Source organism: Streptomyces sp. PsTaAH-137, assembly GCF_003259365.1.
Classification (GTDB): Bacteria; Actinomycetota; Actinomycetes; order Streptomycetales; family Streptomycetaceae; genus Streptomyces.
Map to the genome: position 1 here is coordinate 1 of NZ_QLLY01000003.1, position 17,106 is coordinate 17,106.

Here is a 17,106-nt window from a genome sequence, read left to right on the forward strand (position 1 = left end):
ATCTTCCTGACCGGAATCTGCAAGGCGTGCGGCCCCGTCAAGGCCGACCTCAACGCGCACCGCCTCAACAAGGACGCCGACCCGCGGCGGATCGTCCCCGCCGAGGAACTGCGCCTGAACATGGCGGTAGCGCCCTCGGCAAAGCCCAACCGCCTTGGCGTCCTCGCCGGAGACCTCGGCGGGTTCCCCAACGGCCGCCGCCTGGGCGACGACGTCATCGACATCTCGCTCCAGGCCGTCGAGGGCGCGGCCCAGACGGGCAAGCTCGTGCCCGCGCTGGCCGACGGCGACAAGGTGAATGCCAACGACGCTGCCTTCGGCTCGTCGTTCCCCTATCTGGCACTGCCCAACACCAAGAGCGTCAACAAGTCGGCTGCCGGCAGCCCTGGCGCCCAGCAGTCGTCGCTGAAGACGGCACAGACATCGGCCGTCACCGCGGCAGGAGCGCTCCTGCTCGGCGTCGGCGGCTTCCGGATGCGCCGCAAGCGCACCACCGCCTGACCCTTTCCACCGCACACCACCTTCGGCGGGCCAGACGAATGCCTGGCCCGCCGGGGCCCACGCCTTGTCCCGGAGGTCTTCGTGGCCAGCGACCATCTTCGCCGAACGCCTCTGCGGCGTAGACATCTGCGCAGCGCGGCCGTCTGCATCGCTCTGGGGGCCGCCCTGTTCGCCGTCGGGGCGCTGGGCTTCTCGCCCCTGGGCTCCGCCACACCCGACGAGGCGGCTTCCTCCGGCGCTCCGCATGGCGGGTCCCTGCCCGCACTCCAGCAGCGCGCCCGCCAGTTCCCTACGGATCCGGACGCCTGGTCGGCCCTCGGGATGGCATACGTGCAGCAGGCCCGGCAGAACGCCGACCCGACCACCTACGCGAAAGCCGAGTCCGCGCTGCGCAGGTCGCTGAAGGTGCAGCCGGCCGGCAACGACCACGCGGAGACCGCTATGGCGGCTCTCGCCGCAGGACGGCACGACTTCGAGCGAGCCCTGACCTGGTCCCTCCAGGCCACCACGACGAATCCGTACAGCGCACCGGCATACGGCGTCCTGGCCGACGCCTACACCCAACTCGGCCAGTACCAAAAGGCATTCGACGCGGTGCAGCGCATGACCGACCTCCGGCCGGACAGCACGTCCCTGGCCCGGGCCTCCTACACGTGGGAACTGCGGGGCGACGAGCGCCAGGCTCGCCTTCTGATGAGTCGCTCCCTGACGGCCGCCGGCTCGCCGACCGAGCGCGCATTCGCCTTCACCCACCTCTCTCTCCTGGCCTCAGATAACGGCGACCCACGGACCGCGCTGGACGAAGCCCAGTCAGGACTGCGGGAGACTCCGCACGACAGCGGGCTGTTGGAAGCACGGGCCCGCGCCCTCACAGCGCGCGGGAACACCACGCGGGCCGTGCGGGACTACACCGAGGCCATCGCCGTCGCGCCCTTGCCCCACTACCTGCTTGCGCTGGGTGAGCTCCAACAGTCCCTGGGGCACCAGGATGAAGCCGAGGACCAGTACCGCGTCCTGCGTGCCCAGGAGGCGGTCCGCAAAGAGACCGGAGCGCGGCCGGACACGGACGCGATCCTCTTCGAGGCCGACCACGGAGATCCCCGAGCCGCCGTCGGCATGGGCCGCCAGGCCATCGCCGCACGCCCGTTCATCGCCGTGCACGACGCCTACGCCTGGGCACTGCATCGAGCTGACCGCGACGAGGAGGCGCTCGTCGAGGCAGACCGCGCTCTGACGCTGGGCACCCGAAGCGCGCTCTTCCTCTTCCACCGCGCGATGATCCATCAGTCGCTCGGCCACACGGCGGAGGCACGCGGCGACCTTCGACGAGCTCTCGCGATCGACGCGCACTTCCATCCCGTGCACGCCCCCGAGGCCCGCGCCGCTCTCGACAGAATCGACGGACGCCGATGAACCCGACTCCCCCACGCAGCCTTGCCACCGTGCTGGCAGCCATCACCTGCCTCGGTGCCGCCGCCATCGCCACCGCGACTCCCGCGACGGCGCACCCGCTGGGCAACTTCACCGTCAACCACCACACCGGACTCGTCCTGCACCCGCAACGCATCGACGCCCGCATCGTCGTGGACCGCGCGGAGATCTCCACCGCCCAAGAGCTCCAGGACATCGACACCGACCACGACGGTCGCGTCAGCGACAACGAGAGCACGCACTACGCGAGCCGGGCATGCAGTGCACTGGAGCGGCAACTCGTCGCCACCGTGGATGAGGGCCGTCTTCAGTGGCACCTCTCCTCCAGCCGTTTCAGCCGCCGCCCGGGAGAGGCCGGACTCCCGACCAGCCGCGTTCAGTGCGATGTGACAGCGCACGCGGATCTGCGCTCTGCGGCCGTCATCGCTCTACGCACCACATACGACACCCGGCGCGTCGGATGGCAGGAGATCACCGCGCGGGCCGACGGCTTGGCCCTGGCCTCCTCCAATGTGCCTGCCCAGTCCTCGACCGACGAACTGCGGAACTACCCCAAAGATCCGCTTGCGTCGCCTCTCAACCAGCGCGCGGCCGACCTGCGTACCGAGCCGGGCCGCGCGCAGGCACTGGCCTCGGTGCGCGACGTCCTGCCCTCGACCGGCCCTATCGCCACGGCGCTGTCCACCGTGCAGAACACCTTCGACTCGCTGCTGGGCGCCCGCGAACTGACCGTTCCCGTAGGACTGCTGGCACTTCTGCTGGCGCTCATTCTGGGCGCGTCCCACGCCGCCATGCCGGGGCACGGCAAGACGCTGATGGCGGCATACCTCGCCGGCAAGCGCGGCACTCCGCGAGACGCTCTGACCGTCGGTGCGACCGTGACCTTCACCCACACCGCAGGTGTCCTGGTGCTCGGACTGGCCCTCCCCCTCGCCACGAACCTCGCCGGCGAAGCAGTCCTCACCTGGCTCGGCGTCATCAGCGGCCTCATGATCACTGGCATCGGCCTGTGGCTGCTGCGCTCCGCACTCCTCAACCGCGACACGACGTCTCAACACCACGGCCACCACCATCATCACGACGGCCACGACCATCACGCGCATCATCACAGCGATCCCGGCCGTGCGGCGCACGCCCATCACCATTCGCGGCTCCCCCCACCTCACCGCGATCACGCTCAACCGGCCGAATCGGCGCCCGGATCTGTCGCACTGCTCACCAAAGAGGATCACCACCCCCATAGCCACTCCCACCACCACGCTCCACGGGCAAGGCGCAGCGGCCTCATCGGCATGGGGATTGCCGGCGGTCTCGTACCGAGCCCCTCCGCTCTCGTCGTGCTTCTCGGCGCCACCGCGCTGGGGCGAACCGCCTTCGGCATCACCCTTGTCCTCGCCTACGGCATCGGCATGGCCGGAACACTCACCCTCGCCGGACTCCTCCTGGTGCGCCTACGCGTGCGCATCGAGAACGGTCTGCGCTCAACGGACTTCACCCAGTGGAGGCGGCTGCGCCGCCTGGCTCGCTACGGTCCCGTAGGCACGGCCGCCCTCGTGTCCATCGTGGGCCTCGGCCTCGTCGCTCGCGCCGCCGTCGGCCCCTGGTGAACGACAGAAACTAAAGGAGCAGGAGCGGACCTGTCCCGTGTCCCGGGACTTCCTCGCTCCTGCTCGTTGCGGTGCCTACGGCTCAGAGGCCGATACCCAGGCCCAGACCGAGGCCGAGCCCGATGCCTCCGCCGTAGTAGTGGTCGTGACCCCAGTAGCCACCGTGGTGGTGCCACCCGGGACCGTCGTCCGTCGGCAGGGTACGGACCGCCTGAACGGTGCTCTGGGCGGGGGTCGCGGCCTGTGCGGCCCCGATCATGGGAAACGCGGCGGCGCAGGTGAGTGCGGCGACAACCGCACTTCTGGCGAGTGTGATGCGCATGAGGACTCCCATGTCCGAAAGCAACAACACCTCCGACGCTACGACCCCCCTCAGGCCCACGCCCGTTGGATCATGACGCTCAGCGAGCGTGGTGACACAAGGTGAAAACTGCAGCGTCCGAGAGGATCCGCTGTCAGCCGCGGGTTATGCGCCGGTATCGGCTGACCGCAAGGGGCATGAAAATTGCGATCACTGCGCATGAGCACAACAGCGCGTACACGGCGGCATGTTGGGTGGGCCAGCCGCTGGGTTCGCCGACGCCACGGGGGACCTCGTTGCCGAACAGGAAGCGGGCTGCCGTGGCTGTCGCGGAGACCGGGTTCCATTCGGCAACGACCCGCAGCGGAGTCGGCATCGTCGTGACCGGGACGAACGCCCCGGAAACGAAGGTGACGGGGAAGAGCCAGATCAGTCCGGCGCTCTGCGCGACTTCGACACTGCGGGCCATCAGGCCCACCGTCGCCCCGACCCAGGACATCGCGAAGGCGAAGAGCAGGATCACCCCGTACGCAGCCAGGGCGCCGGCCGCGGATCCTTCGACACGCCAGCCGACCAACACTCCGCACAGCGATGTCACCGCGAGGGTGACGGCGCTCATGGCCAGGTCGGACAGGGTGCGGCCGAGGATGACGGAGCCGCGCGGTGTCGGCAGCGCACGGAAGCGGTCCACCATGCCCTTGTCCATGTCGGCGGCCAGACCGATCGCGGTGAACGAGGCGTTGAAGGTGACGGCCTGCGCGAAGATTCCTCCCATCAGGAACGTGCGGTACTGGGCACCTCCCAGGCTTCCTCCGAAGACGTAGGCGAGGAGCAGGACGAACATGAGGGGCTGGACCAGCGCGGCCACCACAGCACCTGGGGTGCGGCGCAGGTTCACGAGATTGCGCCAGGCGATCAGGCCGCCGTCGCGCACGGTACGCATCGATCCGGTCGGCAGCCGGGTGCCGAGGTTCACTGTTGTCACGCGTGGGCTCCTTTTCGGCGGTGTCCACGACGTGCGGTTGTGGCGGGGCCTTCGGCGGCGCTGGGATCGCGACGTGGCCGGCCGGTGAGTGTGAGAAACACGTCGTCGAGTGTGGGGGGCGCCAGAGAGATGTCCGTCACCGCGATTCCTGCCGCTTCCAACGCGGCCAGGACGTACTGGAGATCAGCTGAACCGTTGTCGGTGGCGACCGAGACATGGCCTGTGCGTCCATCGGTCTTCGGCTGGTGCGGGCCAAGTGCGGCCAGCACCGAGGCTATCGCGCCGACGGCGTCGGACGCCGTGGCACGCAGCGAGATCCGATTTCCGCCGACGGCCGCCTTCAACTGGGTGGCCGTGCCGGTGGCGATGACGCTGCCGTGGTCGATCACGGCGACGGAGTCCGCGAGTTGGTCGGCCTCCTCCAGGTACTGGGTCGTCAGCAGGACAGTGGTGCCGTCGGCCACCAGATCCTGTACTGCCTTCCAGGTGTCGGCTCTGCCGCGCGGATCGAGCCCCGTCGTGGGCTCGTCGAGGAAGACGACCGAAGGCCGGGTGGTCAGCGCGCCCGCCAAGTCGAGGCGACGGCGCATACCTCCGGAGAAGCCCCCGCTGGGACGGTCCGCGGCCTCGGTGAGGGTGAACCGGTCGAGGAGATCGGTGATCCGCGCACGCGCGGCCCGACGGCTCATGCCGTGGAGCCGGGCGACGAGATAGAGGTTTTCCCGGGCGGTCAGGCGTTCGTCGACGGCGGCGTACTGGCCGGAGAGCCCGATCCGTTGGCGCACTGCCCATGGCTCGCTGCTGACGTCGTGTCCGGCAACCGTCGCCCGGCCGCCGTCCGGCTGAAGCAACGTGGTCAGGATGCGCACCGTCGTGGTCTTTCCCGCGCCGTTCGGACCCAGCAGCGCGAGCACGCTGCCCGCGGGGGCCCGCAGGTCGACCCCCGCGAGGGCCCGGCGCTCTCCGAAACTGCGTGTCAGCCCTTCGGCAACGATCGGGTCCCCGCCGCCGGGGAACGTGAGGTCGGGCGTTGCGACCGCGGCGAGCGGCAGGGGTTGGCGTGTTGCTCCCCGCAGATCCGTACGGGACGGGCTCATCGGCTGGCCAGCGCGCTGCGCGGCGTGAGGTCGGTCCAGTTGGCATCGACATAGGCGATGCAGTCCTGGCGGGACGCGGGCCCGTGGACCGGCTGCCAGCCTGCCGGCACGTCGGCGAATTCGGGCCACAGGGAGTGCTGGCCTTCGTCGTTGACCAGTACACGGTGCTGCACGGCAGGGTCGTCGAAGGGGTTGGTCATGGCGGGGTGCCTCGTTTCGTTCGCAGGGTGGGGTGTGGCCGGCCGGGCCGCAGTGTTGCGCCCGGGTTGCGCCCGGCGGTCCCTCGATGGGGACCGCCAGGCAGGTATGCGGTCAGTGGATGCGCAGCGCTGCTTCGAGAACGGGCCCGATGAGGGCCCGCGACTCGGGACGCAGCATCTGCGCGTGACCGCAGGGCACGTCGTGGACTTCGAGATCGCCCTTGACGTAGGGAGCCCACAGGGAGGGAGTCAGTCCGTTCGCCGGGTCCTCTTCCGTGGCGCGGAAGAACAGGACGCTGCCGTTGAAAGGGCGCGGGGTGTAGCCGCGCATCAACCGGGCCTGGTGGGCGAAGTTGTCGACCATGGTCTCGATGGTCGACGGGTCCAGCGCTCCCAGCGGACTGCCGGTGTCCCGCAACGCATCGCGTACGACCGCCGCGTCGAGTGGGGCATTTTCGTTCCATCCGGACAGGTCGAGGCCGAGCGCGGTCAGCAGGGCGCGGAAGACGGTGTCGCGTCCGGCGTCCTCCAGACCGTCGGCCGGTGCCACGGGGAAGGCGTCGAGGACAGCCAGCAGGGCCACTTCCTCGTCGGCGTCCTGCAGCTGGACGGCGATCTCCTGGACGACGTTGCCTCCGAAAGACCAGCCGAGCAGGTGGTAAGGACCGTGCGGCTGGACCGTGCGGAGCTGCGCGACGTAATGAGCCGCCATCGCCTCGATGCTGTCGGGCAGGTGATGGGTGCCGTCGAGATTGGGTGTCTGCAACCCGTAGACCGGCCGGTCAGTGACGTGCTGCAACAGACCTGCGTAGGACCAGGCGAGGCCGCCTGCCGGGTGGATGCAGAACAGCGGCGGCAGAGTGCCGGTCGTACGGAGCGGGAGCAGGCACGCCAGGTCAGCAGCGGCGCGGTCACCGCCCGCCGGCTGCTTGTCGTACTCGGTCAGGGCCACGGCGAGCCCGGCGGGTGTGGGTGTCTCGAACAGCGCGCGGATGCCGAGCTCGGTGCCGGTGGAGTCGCGCACCTGTGCCAACAGCCGGGCAGCCAGCAGCGAGTGCCCGCCGAGGGCGAAGAAGTCGTCGTCCGCCCAGCAGTGGTCGAGGCCGAGGGCCTCGGCGAACAAGGCGCACAGGAGATCCTCGCGCGGTCCGGCGGGTGGGCGGCCGGTTCCTCGTGCCATGAGTTCGTCGTCGGGGTCCGGCAGAGCGCCGGCGTCGAGCTTGCCACTGGCCGTGAGTGGCAGCGCGTCGACGGTGACGAATGCTGCGGGCACCATGTAGTTGGGCAGTTCGGCCGCCACGGCCGCTCGCAGGACGTCGCGGTCCGGGAGAGCTGGTGCGTCGGCCGCGGCCGATCGATATGCGGGCACGACATAGGCGATCAGCTGGTCCGCTCCGTTGTCCTCCGGTCGTGTCCTCGAACGGGCGATGACAGCGGCCTGTGCGAGACCGGGCTGCAGTTCCAGCACTGCCTCGATCTCCCCGGGTTCCACGCGGTAGCCGCGCACCTTGATCTGCTGGTCCGCTCGGCCGCGGAACTCCAGTCGGCCGTCCGCGGCGCAGCGGACAAGATCTCCGGTCCGGTACATGCGCTCGCCCGGCGGGCCGAAGGGGTCCGGTACGAAGCGGGTGGCGGTTTCGCCCGGCCTGCCGACGTACCCGCGGGCCAGGCACGCACCGGCGAGGAACAACTCTCCGGTCGAGTTGGGTGCGACGGGGCGCAGGAAGCGGTCGAGAACGTAGGCCCGCGTTCCGGCGACGGGTCGGCCCAGGACAGGAGTGTCCGTACCGTCGACGGGCGCGTAGAGGGTGTCCACTGTGGCCTCGGTGGGGCCGTAGAGGTTCCATACGGTCAGGTCGGGTGTTTCGCGAAGGCGCCGCCACAGGCCGGGCGGGACGGCTTCTCCGCCGAGGGCCAGCACGGACGGCCGGTGGCTGCCGGCAGGGTCGCAGAGTCCGGCGTCCAGCAGCGCGGCAGCATGGCTGGGCGTGGTTTCCAGTACGTCGACGGCTTCTTGGCGGACCAGGCGGACGAGGGCCGCGGGGTCCCGGCGGGTGTCGTTGTCGACGATCAGCAGTTCGTTCCCGTCGAGCATCCACAGGACCGGGTCCCAGGAGGCGTCGAAGGACAGGGAGGCGGTCAGGGCGACACGCAGCCTGCGTCCTCCGACGGCGGTGCGGGCCGGGGCGAAGAGGGCGTGGCGGTGGTGCTCCCACAGCTGGGCCAGTGACCGGTGCTCGACGGCAACTCCCTTGGGACGTCCCGTGGAGCCGGATGTGTGCAGGACGTACGCCGTGTCGTGGGGGCCGGGTGACGCCGCTGGCGGAGGGATGGCGGGCAGCGCGGCCAGAGCGGACTCGGTCTCGGCGGCGTCCAGCAGGACCGTCTGCCAGGGACCGTCGGGGATCCGGTCCCTGGTGGTCGTGGTCGCAAGGACCACCACGGGTTCCGCGTCCTCCAGCACAGCGCGGACCCGCGCCGCGGGCAGGGCGTCGTCGAGTGGGGCGTAGGCGCCGCCTGCGGCCAGCACGGCGAGCATCGCGGTGATGGATCCGGCCGAGCGCGGCAGCAGGACAGCGACCGTCCGGTCCGGTCCGACACCGTGGGCTCGTAGGAGCTGGGCCAGCCGCGCGCTGTCCTGGGCCAGTTCGGCGAAGGACAGGGAGTGTGTGCCGTGGCGTACGGCGATGTCGCTGCTGCGTGCCGCTGCGGCCGTGGTTTCGAAGCCTGCGACCACGGTCGGGTGGAGCGGAGTCGACTGGGGGTCCTGCCCGCGGGCGAGCAGACCCTCGCTTTGCCGGGTCAGTGCGTCATGGCGGGAGAGCGGCACGTCCGGCTCCGCGACGACGAGCCTGACCAGCTCGACGAAGGAGTGCGCCAGGCTCTCGGCCGTCTCGGGGTCGAAGAGGTCCTTCGAGTACTCCAATTCCCCGGTCAGCTGTCCGTCGACGGACTGCTCCGAGAAGTTGAACGACAGGTCAAACTTGGCCGCCGTCGTGTCCACTCCCCGCACTGTGGCCTGGAGGCCCGGCAGGTCGAGAACGGGCTGCCCGGCGTTGTTGAGCGAGAGCATCACCTGGAAGAGGGGATGCCGGGCGAGCGAGCGCGGCGGGGCCAGATGCTCCACCAGTGATTCGAAGGGCAGGTCCTGGTGTGCGTACGCGGCCAGGTCGGTCTGGCGGGCGCGCGCCAACAGGGCGCGAAAGTCCGGATCACCCTCGGTACGCACGCGCAGCGTCAGGGTGTTGACGAAGAAACCCACAAGTCCTGCGAGGGCCTCGTCGGACCGTCCGGCGACGGGGCTGCCGACGACGATGTCATCGCCTGCTCCATGCCTGTCCAGCAGCGCGCAGAGGACGGCGTGCAGGGCCATAAAGGTGCTGGCACCCTCGCGCCGGGCCAGGGCGCCGAGCCGGTAGCCGTCCTCCTTCGTGAGCGGCAGGGTGATCCGGCCGCCGCTGCCGGAAGGGTGTTCCGGGCGGGGCCGGTCGGTCGGAAGGGACGCTTCGAAGGGCGCACCCGCCAGGACGTCCTTCCAGTGGCTGAGCTGGCGGGCGTGGAGGCTGTCGGGGTCCTCGGGAAGGCCCAGGACGTCCTGCTGCCAGAGCGTGTAGTCGCCGTACTGCACCGGTAGCGCAGCCCACGCGGGGGCGCGACCGCTGCTCCGGGCGGCATAGGCGGCGGCCAGGTCCTGTGCCAGCGGACCCATGGACCATGCGTCGGCCACGATGTGGTGCAGCGTCAGGAGCAGGACATGCTCCTCCTCAGTGATCCGCAGCAGGTCTGCGCGCAGCGGCAGGTCCTCGGAGAGGTCGAACCCCTTTCGGGCTGCTGCGGCCAGCGCCTCGGCGATTCCTTCCTTGGTGCACGGCGTGACGGTGAGGGCTGGGCTGAATCCCTCTACGGGCAGGACGTGCTGGACCGGGGTGCCGGACCGGTCGGCCGGTTCACGGAAGACCGTGCGCAGGCTCTCGTGGCGGGCGACGACGTCGCTGAGCGCACGGTGCAGCACTTCTGTGTCCAGGTGCCCCCGCAGGGTCACCGCCATGGGGAGGTTGTACGAGGGGTCCGCCGGGTGCATGCGGTTGAGGAACCACAGCCGGTTCTGCGCGGAGGACAGCGGGAGGTCGGCGGGCCGGACGGTGCGGGCGCGCAGCGACGGCCGGCCGCGGGCGGCTCCGTCGAGATGCGTGGCGAGCCCCGCCGGGGTGGGGTCCTCGAACAGGGCGCGCACCGGGACCTCTACGCCGAACGCGTTGCGGATGCGGTTGACGATCCGGGTGGCCAGCAAGGAGTGACCGCCGAGCGCGAAGAAGTCGGCGTCGCGGCTGACCGGACCGGTGCCCAGACACTCCGCGAAGAGCGCGCAGAGGATCTCCTCCTGCGGCGTGCGCGGACGTTCTCCGTCGTGGGCCGCATCCGCCTCCGGCTCCGGCAGGGCGGCGAAGTCCGTCTTGCCGTGCGCGGTCAGGGGAATCTCGTCGACCAGTGCGAGGCGGGTCGGTGTCATGTATGCGGGGAGCCGGTCGGCGACGAAAGAGCGCAGCAACGCGGCGGTCGGCTCTCCCGCCGCCGTCTCGGGCACGGCCCAGGCGACCAGCCGGCCGCCGTCCTCACCCTCCTGGACGGTGACCACCGCCTGCCGGACAGCCGGGTGTGCGGTCAGTGCCGCTTCCACCTCACCGGTCTCGACACGGAATCCACGTACCTTGACCTGGCTGTCCGTACGGCCCATGAAGACAAGGGAGTTGTCCGGGCGCCTGCGGACCAGGTCGCCGGTCCGGTACATGCGAGTGCCAGGGGGGCCGTAGGGGTCGGCGAGAAAGCGGTCCGCGGTCATGCCGGTCGCTTCGTCGTATCCACGGGCCACACCGGCCCCGGCGAGGTACAGCTCCCCGGTGACGCCGGGCGGCGTGGGACTCAGGCGGGCATCGAGCACCCGCGCGTGCATCCCTGTGATCGCCCGGCCGATGGCAGGTAGTGAACCACGCGTCACCGGAGCGATCACGCTGTCCACGGTCGCCTCGGTCGGCCCGTAGAGGTTCCACACCGTGACGCCGCTCAGCTCCGCGAGTTCGTTCCACTGAGTCTCGTTGACGGGCTCGCCACCCAGCGCCACGACGCGCGGCCAGGGCTTGCCGGGTGCGAACAGCCCGCACGCGCGCAGCTGTTCGAGGAACGAGGGAGTTGTCTCGATGACGTCGATCCGTCGTTCGTGCAGCAGCCGCACGAGCGCCTCGGGATCGCGGCGGCTCGCGTCGTCGACCAGATGCAGTTCGTGTCCCGCGACCATCCACAGCAGGGGGTCCCAGGAGGCGTCGAAGGTCGCCGCCGCGGTGAGGGCCACACGCAGCGGACGACCATTGTTCGCACGCTCGGCGGGGGCGATCAGATGACGCGTGTGGTGCCGCAAAAGATTGGCCAGTGCCCGGTGCTCCACGACCACGCCCTTGGGCCGGCCGGTCGATCCTGAGGTGTGCAGGACGTAGGCGGGAGCGGAGGCGTCCGGTGAGCTCGAGGGAAGGGCGATCGTGTCCACGTCCCCCACGGGCATCTCGTCGAGACAGTGGACGGGGACGCGCACGTCCGCCAGCTCCACCAGGCACTGCCGTTCGGTGAGCAGCACGGCCGGCTGTACGGAGTCCAGGATGTGCGCATTCCGTTCTGCCGGGTGCGTCGGGTCCAACGGTACGTAGACCGCTCCCGCGCGCAGCACGCCGAAGATGGCTGCGATCTGCCGTCCGGACCGGGGCAGCGCGACAGCGACGCGGTCCCCTGGCCGGACGCCCGCGGCAACCAGGCGCCGTGCCACGCCGTTCAGCTCGTCGGACAGTTCACCGAACGTCAGGGAGCGATGCCCTTCGGCCACGGCGATGCGGTTCGGGGTGACCGCCACCTGCATGTCGAGCACGTCGTCGACGCTGTGCACCAGGTCCTGCCCCCGGTGCACCTCACCATCGCGCGGGCCGGTGTCGAGGGCCGCCTCGCGTTGTTCCCTGGTGAGCATGTCCAGGGTGCTCAGGGGGGCGTCGGGAGTGGCGAGCGCCGAGCGCAGCAGGCGAACGAAATGGTCGACGAACCGGCGCACCGTGCTTTCGTCGAAGAGATCGGAGCTGTACTCCACCTCTCCGCTCAGGCCCGCGGGCAGCCCGTCGGGGCCGTGCGATTCGGTGAGGTCCCAGGTGAGGTCGAACTTCGCGCTGTGTCGGTCGGCGGTCAGCACGTGCGCCTTCACACCCGGCAGTTCGAGGCGGGGCGCGGCTGTGTTGTTCAGCGCGAGCATCACTTGGAAGAGGGGGTGCCGGGACAGCGACCTCGGCGGGGCGAGCGCTTCCACCAACTGCTCGAAGGGCAGATCCTGCGCGCCGTAGGCACGCAGGTCTGTCACGCGCGCACGCTCCAGGAGCTCCCGGAATGCCGGGTCGCCTCCAGCATCGACACGCAGGACCAGCGTGTTGACGAAGAAGCCTACGACGTCGTGGAACTCCTCTTCGTCACGGCCCGCGACCGGCGTTCCGACGACGATGTCGTCGCCCGCACCCAACCGTTGCAACAGCGTGGCGAGCACACCGTGCAGCACCATGAAGGGGCTGACACCCGCCCGCCGGGCAAGGGCGACCAGAGCGCGGTGCTCTGCGGCCTCCACCCGCACGGGTACGCGGCCTCCGCGGAAGGTGGCCCTCTCCGGCCGCGGCCGGTCGTAGGGCAGGGGGATTTCGGGCGGCAGGCCCTTCAGCGTCTCCCGCCAACCGGTCAGCTGGCGTGTGGTGAGGGAGTCGGTGTCCGTGCGGACGCCGAGCCGCACCTGCTGCCGCAGTGCGTAGTCCGCGTACTGCGCGGGCAGTGGCGTCCAGCCGGGCGCCTGCCCCTTCAGACGGGCTTCGTATGCCTCGCTCAGGTCGCGGATCAGGGGCCTCATCGACCATCCGTCGGCGACGATGTGATGGAGCGTGAGCAGGAGGAGGTGGCTCCGGGTGGTGGCGCTCGGATCGCTGGTGGGCACCAGCACGGCATGGATCGGGGGCTGCCGGGAGAGGTCGAAGTCGGGGCCGGGGAAGTCGCCGGGGCGGGCGTCGGGCCGTAGGGGGCTCGTCCGCAGGGCCACGGTGCACGCGTCCGGAGCCAGCACGACCTGGTGCGGTCCCTGCTCGTCGTGCCGATAGACGGTGCGCAGGCTCTCGTGCCGCGCCAGGAGGTCGGCGAAGGCAGCCTGGAGGGCGTCCACGTCGAGATCGCCCTCAAGACGAAGGGCGATGGGGATGTGGTAGCGCTCACCGCCCTCTCCCATGTGCTCCAGGAGCCACAGGCGGTGCTGGGCCGCTGAGAGGGGCAGCCGGGCCGGGCGCTGCCGGGCGACGGCTGAGGCCGCCCCGCCCGCAACCTTTGTGCGGGTGCGCTGGGCGTCGACGGCCAGCGCGAGTGCGGCGGCCGTCGGTGCTTCGAAGAGGGCGCGAACCGGAAGCCGGACGTTCGTACGCTCGGCCACGGAGCTCAGCAGGCGCGTGGCCAGCAGGGAATGGCCCCCGAGGGCGAAGAAGTCGTCCTCCCTCCCGACTTCGGCCACGCCGAGCAGATCGGCCATCGCTGCGCAGACCTGCTCCTCCGTCCTCGTGACCGGTGCGTTCGAGGAGCCGGCGGAGACGGCGGTGGCCTCCGGGAGCGCGGACGTGTCCAGTTTCCCGTTCGGGGTCAGTGGGAGCCGCTCGACGAGCGCGTAGGCGGCGGGCACCATGTGAGCAGGCAGCGACGTCACGAGCGCGTCCCGGACCGGGCGCACGTCGTCGCGTACCTGTGCGCCCGCTGCGTCGCCGGACGGTACGAGGTAGGCAGCCAGCCGCTGTCCGTCCGGGCCGCCCCCGAGGACGACCGCGGCCTGCGCGACTCCCGGCAGCGCAATGAGCGCGGCTTCGATCTCCGCCGTCTCCACCCGGTGCCCGCGGACCTTGATCTGCCCGTCGCTGCGCCCGACGAACTCCAGCGAACCGTTCTCGTGCCACCGCACCAGATCTCCGGTCCGGTACATCCGTGCCCCCGGCTCCCCGAAGGGATCGGCGAGGAAACGGTCCGCGGTCAGGCCGGGCTGTCCCACGTAGCCGCGCGCCACCCCCTCTCCGGCGAGATAGAGCTCCCCCGTCACACCGCTCGGCAGCAGATGCAAGGCCGCGTCCAGGACGTAGGAACGTGCCCCTCGGACAGGGCGCCCGATCAGCGGATCCGTCCCGCGCACGCGTGCGGTGACGGCGTCCACCGTCGTCTCGGTCGGTCCGTAGAAGTTGTAGGCGACAAGGGAGCGCTCGGCGGCGAGGCGCTGCCACAACTCGGCGTTGACCGATTCGCCTCCGAGGGCGATCACCGTGGGACGGTGCGGCGTTGTCCCGCCTGTGCTGGTGTCATCGGCGGTGAGGCCGGCCGCCAGGAGCTGTTGCAGGAAACTGGGGGTGGTCTCGATGACGTCCACGCGCCGGGTGCGCAAGAAGGCGACCAGCGCCTCGGGATCACGGCGCGTCATGTCGTCCACGATGTGCAGGTGATGTCCGCTCAACATCCACAGCAGCGGATCCCAGGAGGCGTCGAAGGAGGTCGCAGCGGTGAGCGCCACGCGCAGCTGACGCCTCTGAGCGGCTTGCGCACTCGCGTGGGACTCCGAGCGATGGTGGGCCAGCAGGTTGCTGATCGAACGGTGCTCGACTAGCACTCCCTTGGGCCTGCCCGTCGATCCGGACGTGTAGATGAGGTAGGCCGCGTCCTCACCCCGCGGGGCGCTCGTGGCAGGGTCGGGCGCCTCGCCCGGGCCGTGGGACAGGGTCCGGACCTTCGTGCCGGTCGGTGCCAACGCGGCGACCGGGCTGTCGGACGCGCAGATGAGCAGCGCGGGAGCCGCATCGGCCAGCAGATGAGCGATGCGCTCATCCGGATAGGACAGGTCCACGGGCAGGTAGACGGCACCGGCGCGCAGGACGGCAAGCGGAGCGACGACCGTGTCGAGTGAGCGGGGTAGCGCGACCGCGACGACCGCACCGCGCTCTGCGCCGTGGTCCCGCAGGGCGGTGGCCGCTACGTCGACGGCTCGGTCCAGCTCGGCGAACGTGAGGTCTCCCGTGCCGTCACCGACGGCTGGTGCGTCGGGCATCTCGCGGGCCAGCCGTGACAGGACCTCCGGCAGAGTGGGCTCTTCAGCGGCCGTTCGCCCACCCAGCCTCGTGCCCTCCCTGTCGTCCGACAGGCCGGTTCCCATGGCCAGCAGTACGTCCTTCTCCTGCGGGCTCGCCAGTTCCAGTGCGCCGAGGCAGCGCGCCGGGGACGACGCCAACTCCTCGGTCACCCGCACGATCCGTTCGAGGTGTCCCGCTGCCGCGCGGTCGTCGTAGAGAGCCGCGTTCGCCAGGACATCGACCCGTGCGCCGGTCCCGCCGGGCGCGGGATGCACGGCGAGCGTGAGGTCCTCGACCGGCCCGATCGAGAGATTGTGCAGCGTGCCGGACGCAGCACCGAAGCGGAGATCCCCGTCGAAGGCGAGCACGTTCACCGACGGCCCGGTCAGGGGCTCGCCCTGCCGAAGGCCCCTTTGCCGCCGCAGTTCCTGGGCCGGGAACCGCTGGTGACGCAGCACGGCCCGCAGGGCGAGCGTCGTCTGTCGCAAGAGGTCCTTGGCCGCGTCCTGGGCGGACAGCCGCAGGCGCAGCGGAAGGACCTGGGACATCATTCCAGGCGTCGCCCGTGCGACCTGGGTTCGCCTCCCGGTCACCGGCATGCCGAGCAGCACGTCGCCCGCTCCGCGCATCCGGTGCAGATACGCGGCCGTCCCCGCGACAAAGAGCGTGGGCCAGGCCACCTTGGCGCTCCGCGCGCCGTCCCGCAGCCGCTGCCACCGTTCGCTGTCCAGCACGACCGACTGCCGCAGCACCTGTTGCCCCGCAACACCCGGGGCATCGCTGAGCCGTTCTGGCGACGGGGCTCCCGCGAGTTGGTCGCGCCAGTACGCCGCGTCCTCGCTGTACTGCGCCGACTCGCGGTACTGACGGGCCTCGGTGACCAGTGGTTCAAGGGGACGAGATTGGAAGGGTACGTCGGCGCCGTCCGCGAGCAGGCCGTACGTCTCGGCGATACGGCTCAGCGCCAGGGCCGCACCGTAACCGTCCAGCACCAGGTGATGCGTGCGCAGGTACAGCAGATGACGTGCCCGCGAAAGCCTGTACAGAGCGAAGGACGTGACCGTCGCACCACTCACGCCCACAGGTCTGGCGAGATCCCGGCGCATGGCCTCGTGAGCCTCGGCCTCACCATTCGCATTCGCGGACAAGTCGATGAGTGGAACCTCGACAGGCAGGTCACGTCGAACCACCTGCCGCGCCGTGGAGTCTGCCCCCTCATCGGATATCGCGGCACGCATCGCGTCGATCTCGCCCGTCACATGGGCCACGGCCCGAGACAGTGTCGTAGGGTTCAACTCCCCCTGGATGTCGACGTACTCCGCGATCGTGAACTCACTGCTCAGCGGACGAAGCGTGTGCGCGAACCACAACGACTCCTGGGCGGGAGTCACCGCGAGCGAGTCGGCAGAGTCTTCAGTGATGCGCTCTCCCCCAGTACCTGTAACGCGTGCCGACACCCTCGATCACCCTTCCGGTCTAACACGACTCGATGCATGTGCGAAGACCCCCACACATCGACTTCCGCGCTTAATCCGAGACGCATGGGACTACGGATTGGTGTGTGACGCGAGACACCCTTTGTTACCACTGCGTAGAACGTCCGCATCGAACCTCGAACGCGTACCCATCCATCGCACGGGAGGGCTACGGATCAACGACGTACGGCATCGCGGCGGCAGCTCGCCGTCATTCGAACGAGAGGGCACACTCGATGTATCGATCAGCGTGGGGCAGGGCATTGAGCGGTATAGCCATGGTCGGCAGCGTCGCAACGTTGGGCCTCGCAGGGGCAACTGGCGCGTCAGCAGCTGACACGTCCGCCGCAGCGGCTG

The 17,106-nt window shown here is 70.2% G+C and carries 8 protein-coding genes; 3 read left to right on the top strand and 5 right to left on the bottom strand.

The window, feature by feature from the left end:
* From K377_RS06515 to K377_RS06525, 3 genes are all read left to right on the top strand, one after another.
* Positions 1 to 501: DUF4331 family protein (locus K377_RS06515; RefSeq protein ID WP_146614694.1), on the top strand; the 501-nt coding region annotated here is incomplete at its 5' end.
* Positions 502 to 582: 81 nt separating this feature from the next.
* Entirely contained in the window at positions 583 to 1,914 is a 1,332-nt protein-coding gene (locus K377_RS06520) for a lipopolysaccharide assembly protein LapB (protein WP_111662221.1), read from the top strand.
* A 29-nt stretch (positions 1,915 to 1,943) separates the two neighbouring features.
* Complete coding sequence (locus tag K377_RS06525; protein ID WP_309252214.1) at positions 1,944 to 3,539, top strand: nickel transporter; 1,596 nt, start codon at positions 1,944 to 1,946, stop codon at positions 3,537 to 3,539.
* Positions 3,540 to 3,621: 82 nt separating this feature from the next.
* Here the strand turns inward: K377_RS06525 and K377_RS06530 are convergent, their stop codons facing one another.
* From K377_RS06530 to K377_RS06550, 5 genes are all read right to left on the bottom strand, one after another.
* Positions 3,622 to 3,861 carry a hypothetical protein gene (locus K377_RS06530; RefSeq protein ID WP_146614695.1) on the bottom strand — a complete coding sequence of 80 codons (240 nt, stop codon included), beginning with the start codon at positions 3,859 to 3,861 and terminating at the stop codon, positions 3,622 to 3,624.
* A gap of 133 nt (positions 3,862 to 3,994) precedes the next feature.
* Positions 3,995 to 4,783, bottom strand: coding sequence for an ABC transporter permease (locus K377_RS06535; protein WP_111662645.1), 789 nt, complete (start codon positions 4,781 to 4,783; stop codon positions 3,995 to 3,997).
* A 38-nt stretch (positions 4,784 to 4,821) separates the two neighbouring features.
* The gene (locus K377_RS06540) at positions 4,822 to 5,922 is read right to left on the bottom strand and encodes an ATP-binding cassette domain-containing protein (RefSeq protein WP_111662223.1); all 1,101 of its coding nucleotides are present in this window, start codon (positions 5,920 to 5,922) and stop codon (positions 4,822 to 4,824) included.
* Complete coding sequence (locus K377_RS06545) at positions 5,919 to 6,122, bottom strand: MbtH family protein (protein ID WP_111662224.1); 204 nt, start codon at positions 6,120 to 6,122, stop codon at positions 5,919 to 5,921. Before K377_RS06545 ends, K377_RS06540 begins: the two co-directional genes overlap by 4 nt.
* Positions 6,123 to 6,234: 112 nt before the next feature.
* Positions 6,235 to 16,695 (bottom strand): non-ribosomal peptide synthetase, encoded by a 10,461-nt coding sequence (locus K377_RS06550; RefSeq protein ID WP_111662646.1) that lies wholly within the window; start codon positions 16,693 to 16,695, stop codon positions 6,235 to 6,237.
* Between the last annotated feature and the right edge of the window lie 411 nt (positions 16,696 to 17,106).

Coding starts and splice junctions, on each gene's coding strand:
- K377_RS06545 (WP_111662224.1), bottom strand. CDS start 6,122: ATGACCAACCCCTTCGACGACCCTGCCGTGCAGCACCGTGTACTGGTC.
- K377_RS06530 (WP_146614695.1), bottom strand. CDS start 3,861: ATGCGCATCACACTCGCCAGAAGTGCGGTTGTCGCCGCACTCACCTGC.
- K377_RS06535 (WP_111662645.1), bottom strand. CDS start 4,783: ATGCGTACCGTGCGCGACGGCGGCCTGATCGCCTGGCGCAATCTCGTG.
- K377_RS06540 (WP_111662223.1), bottom strand. CDS start 5,922: ATGAGCCCGTCCCGTACGGATCTGCGGGGAGCAACACGCCAACCCCTG.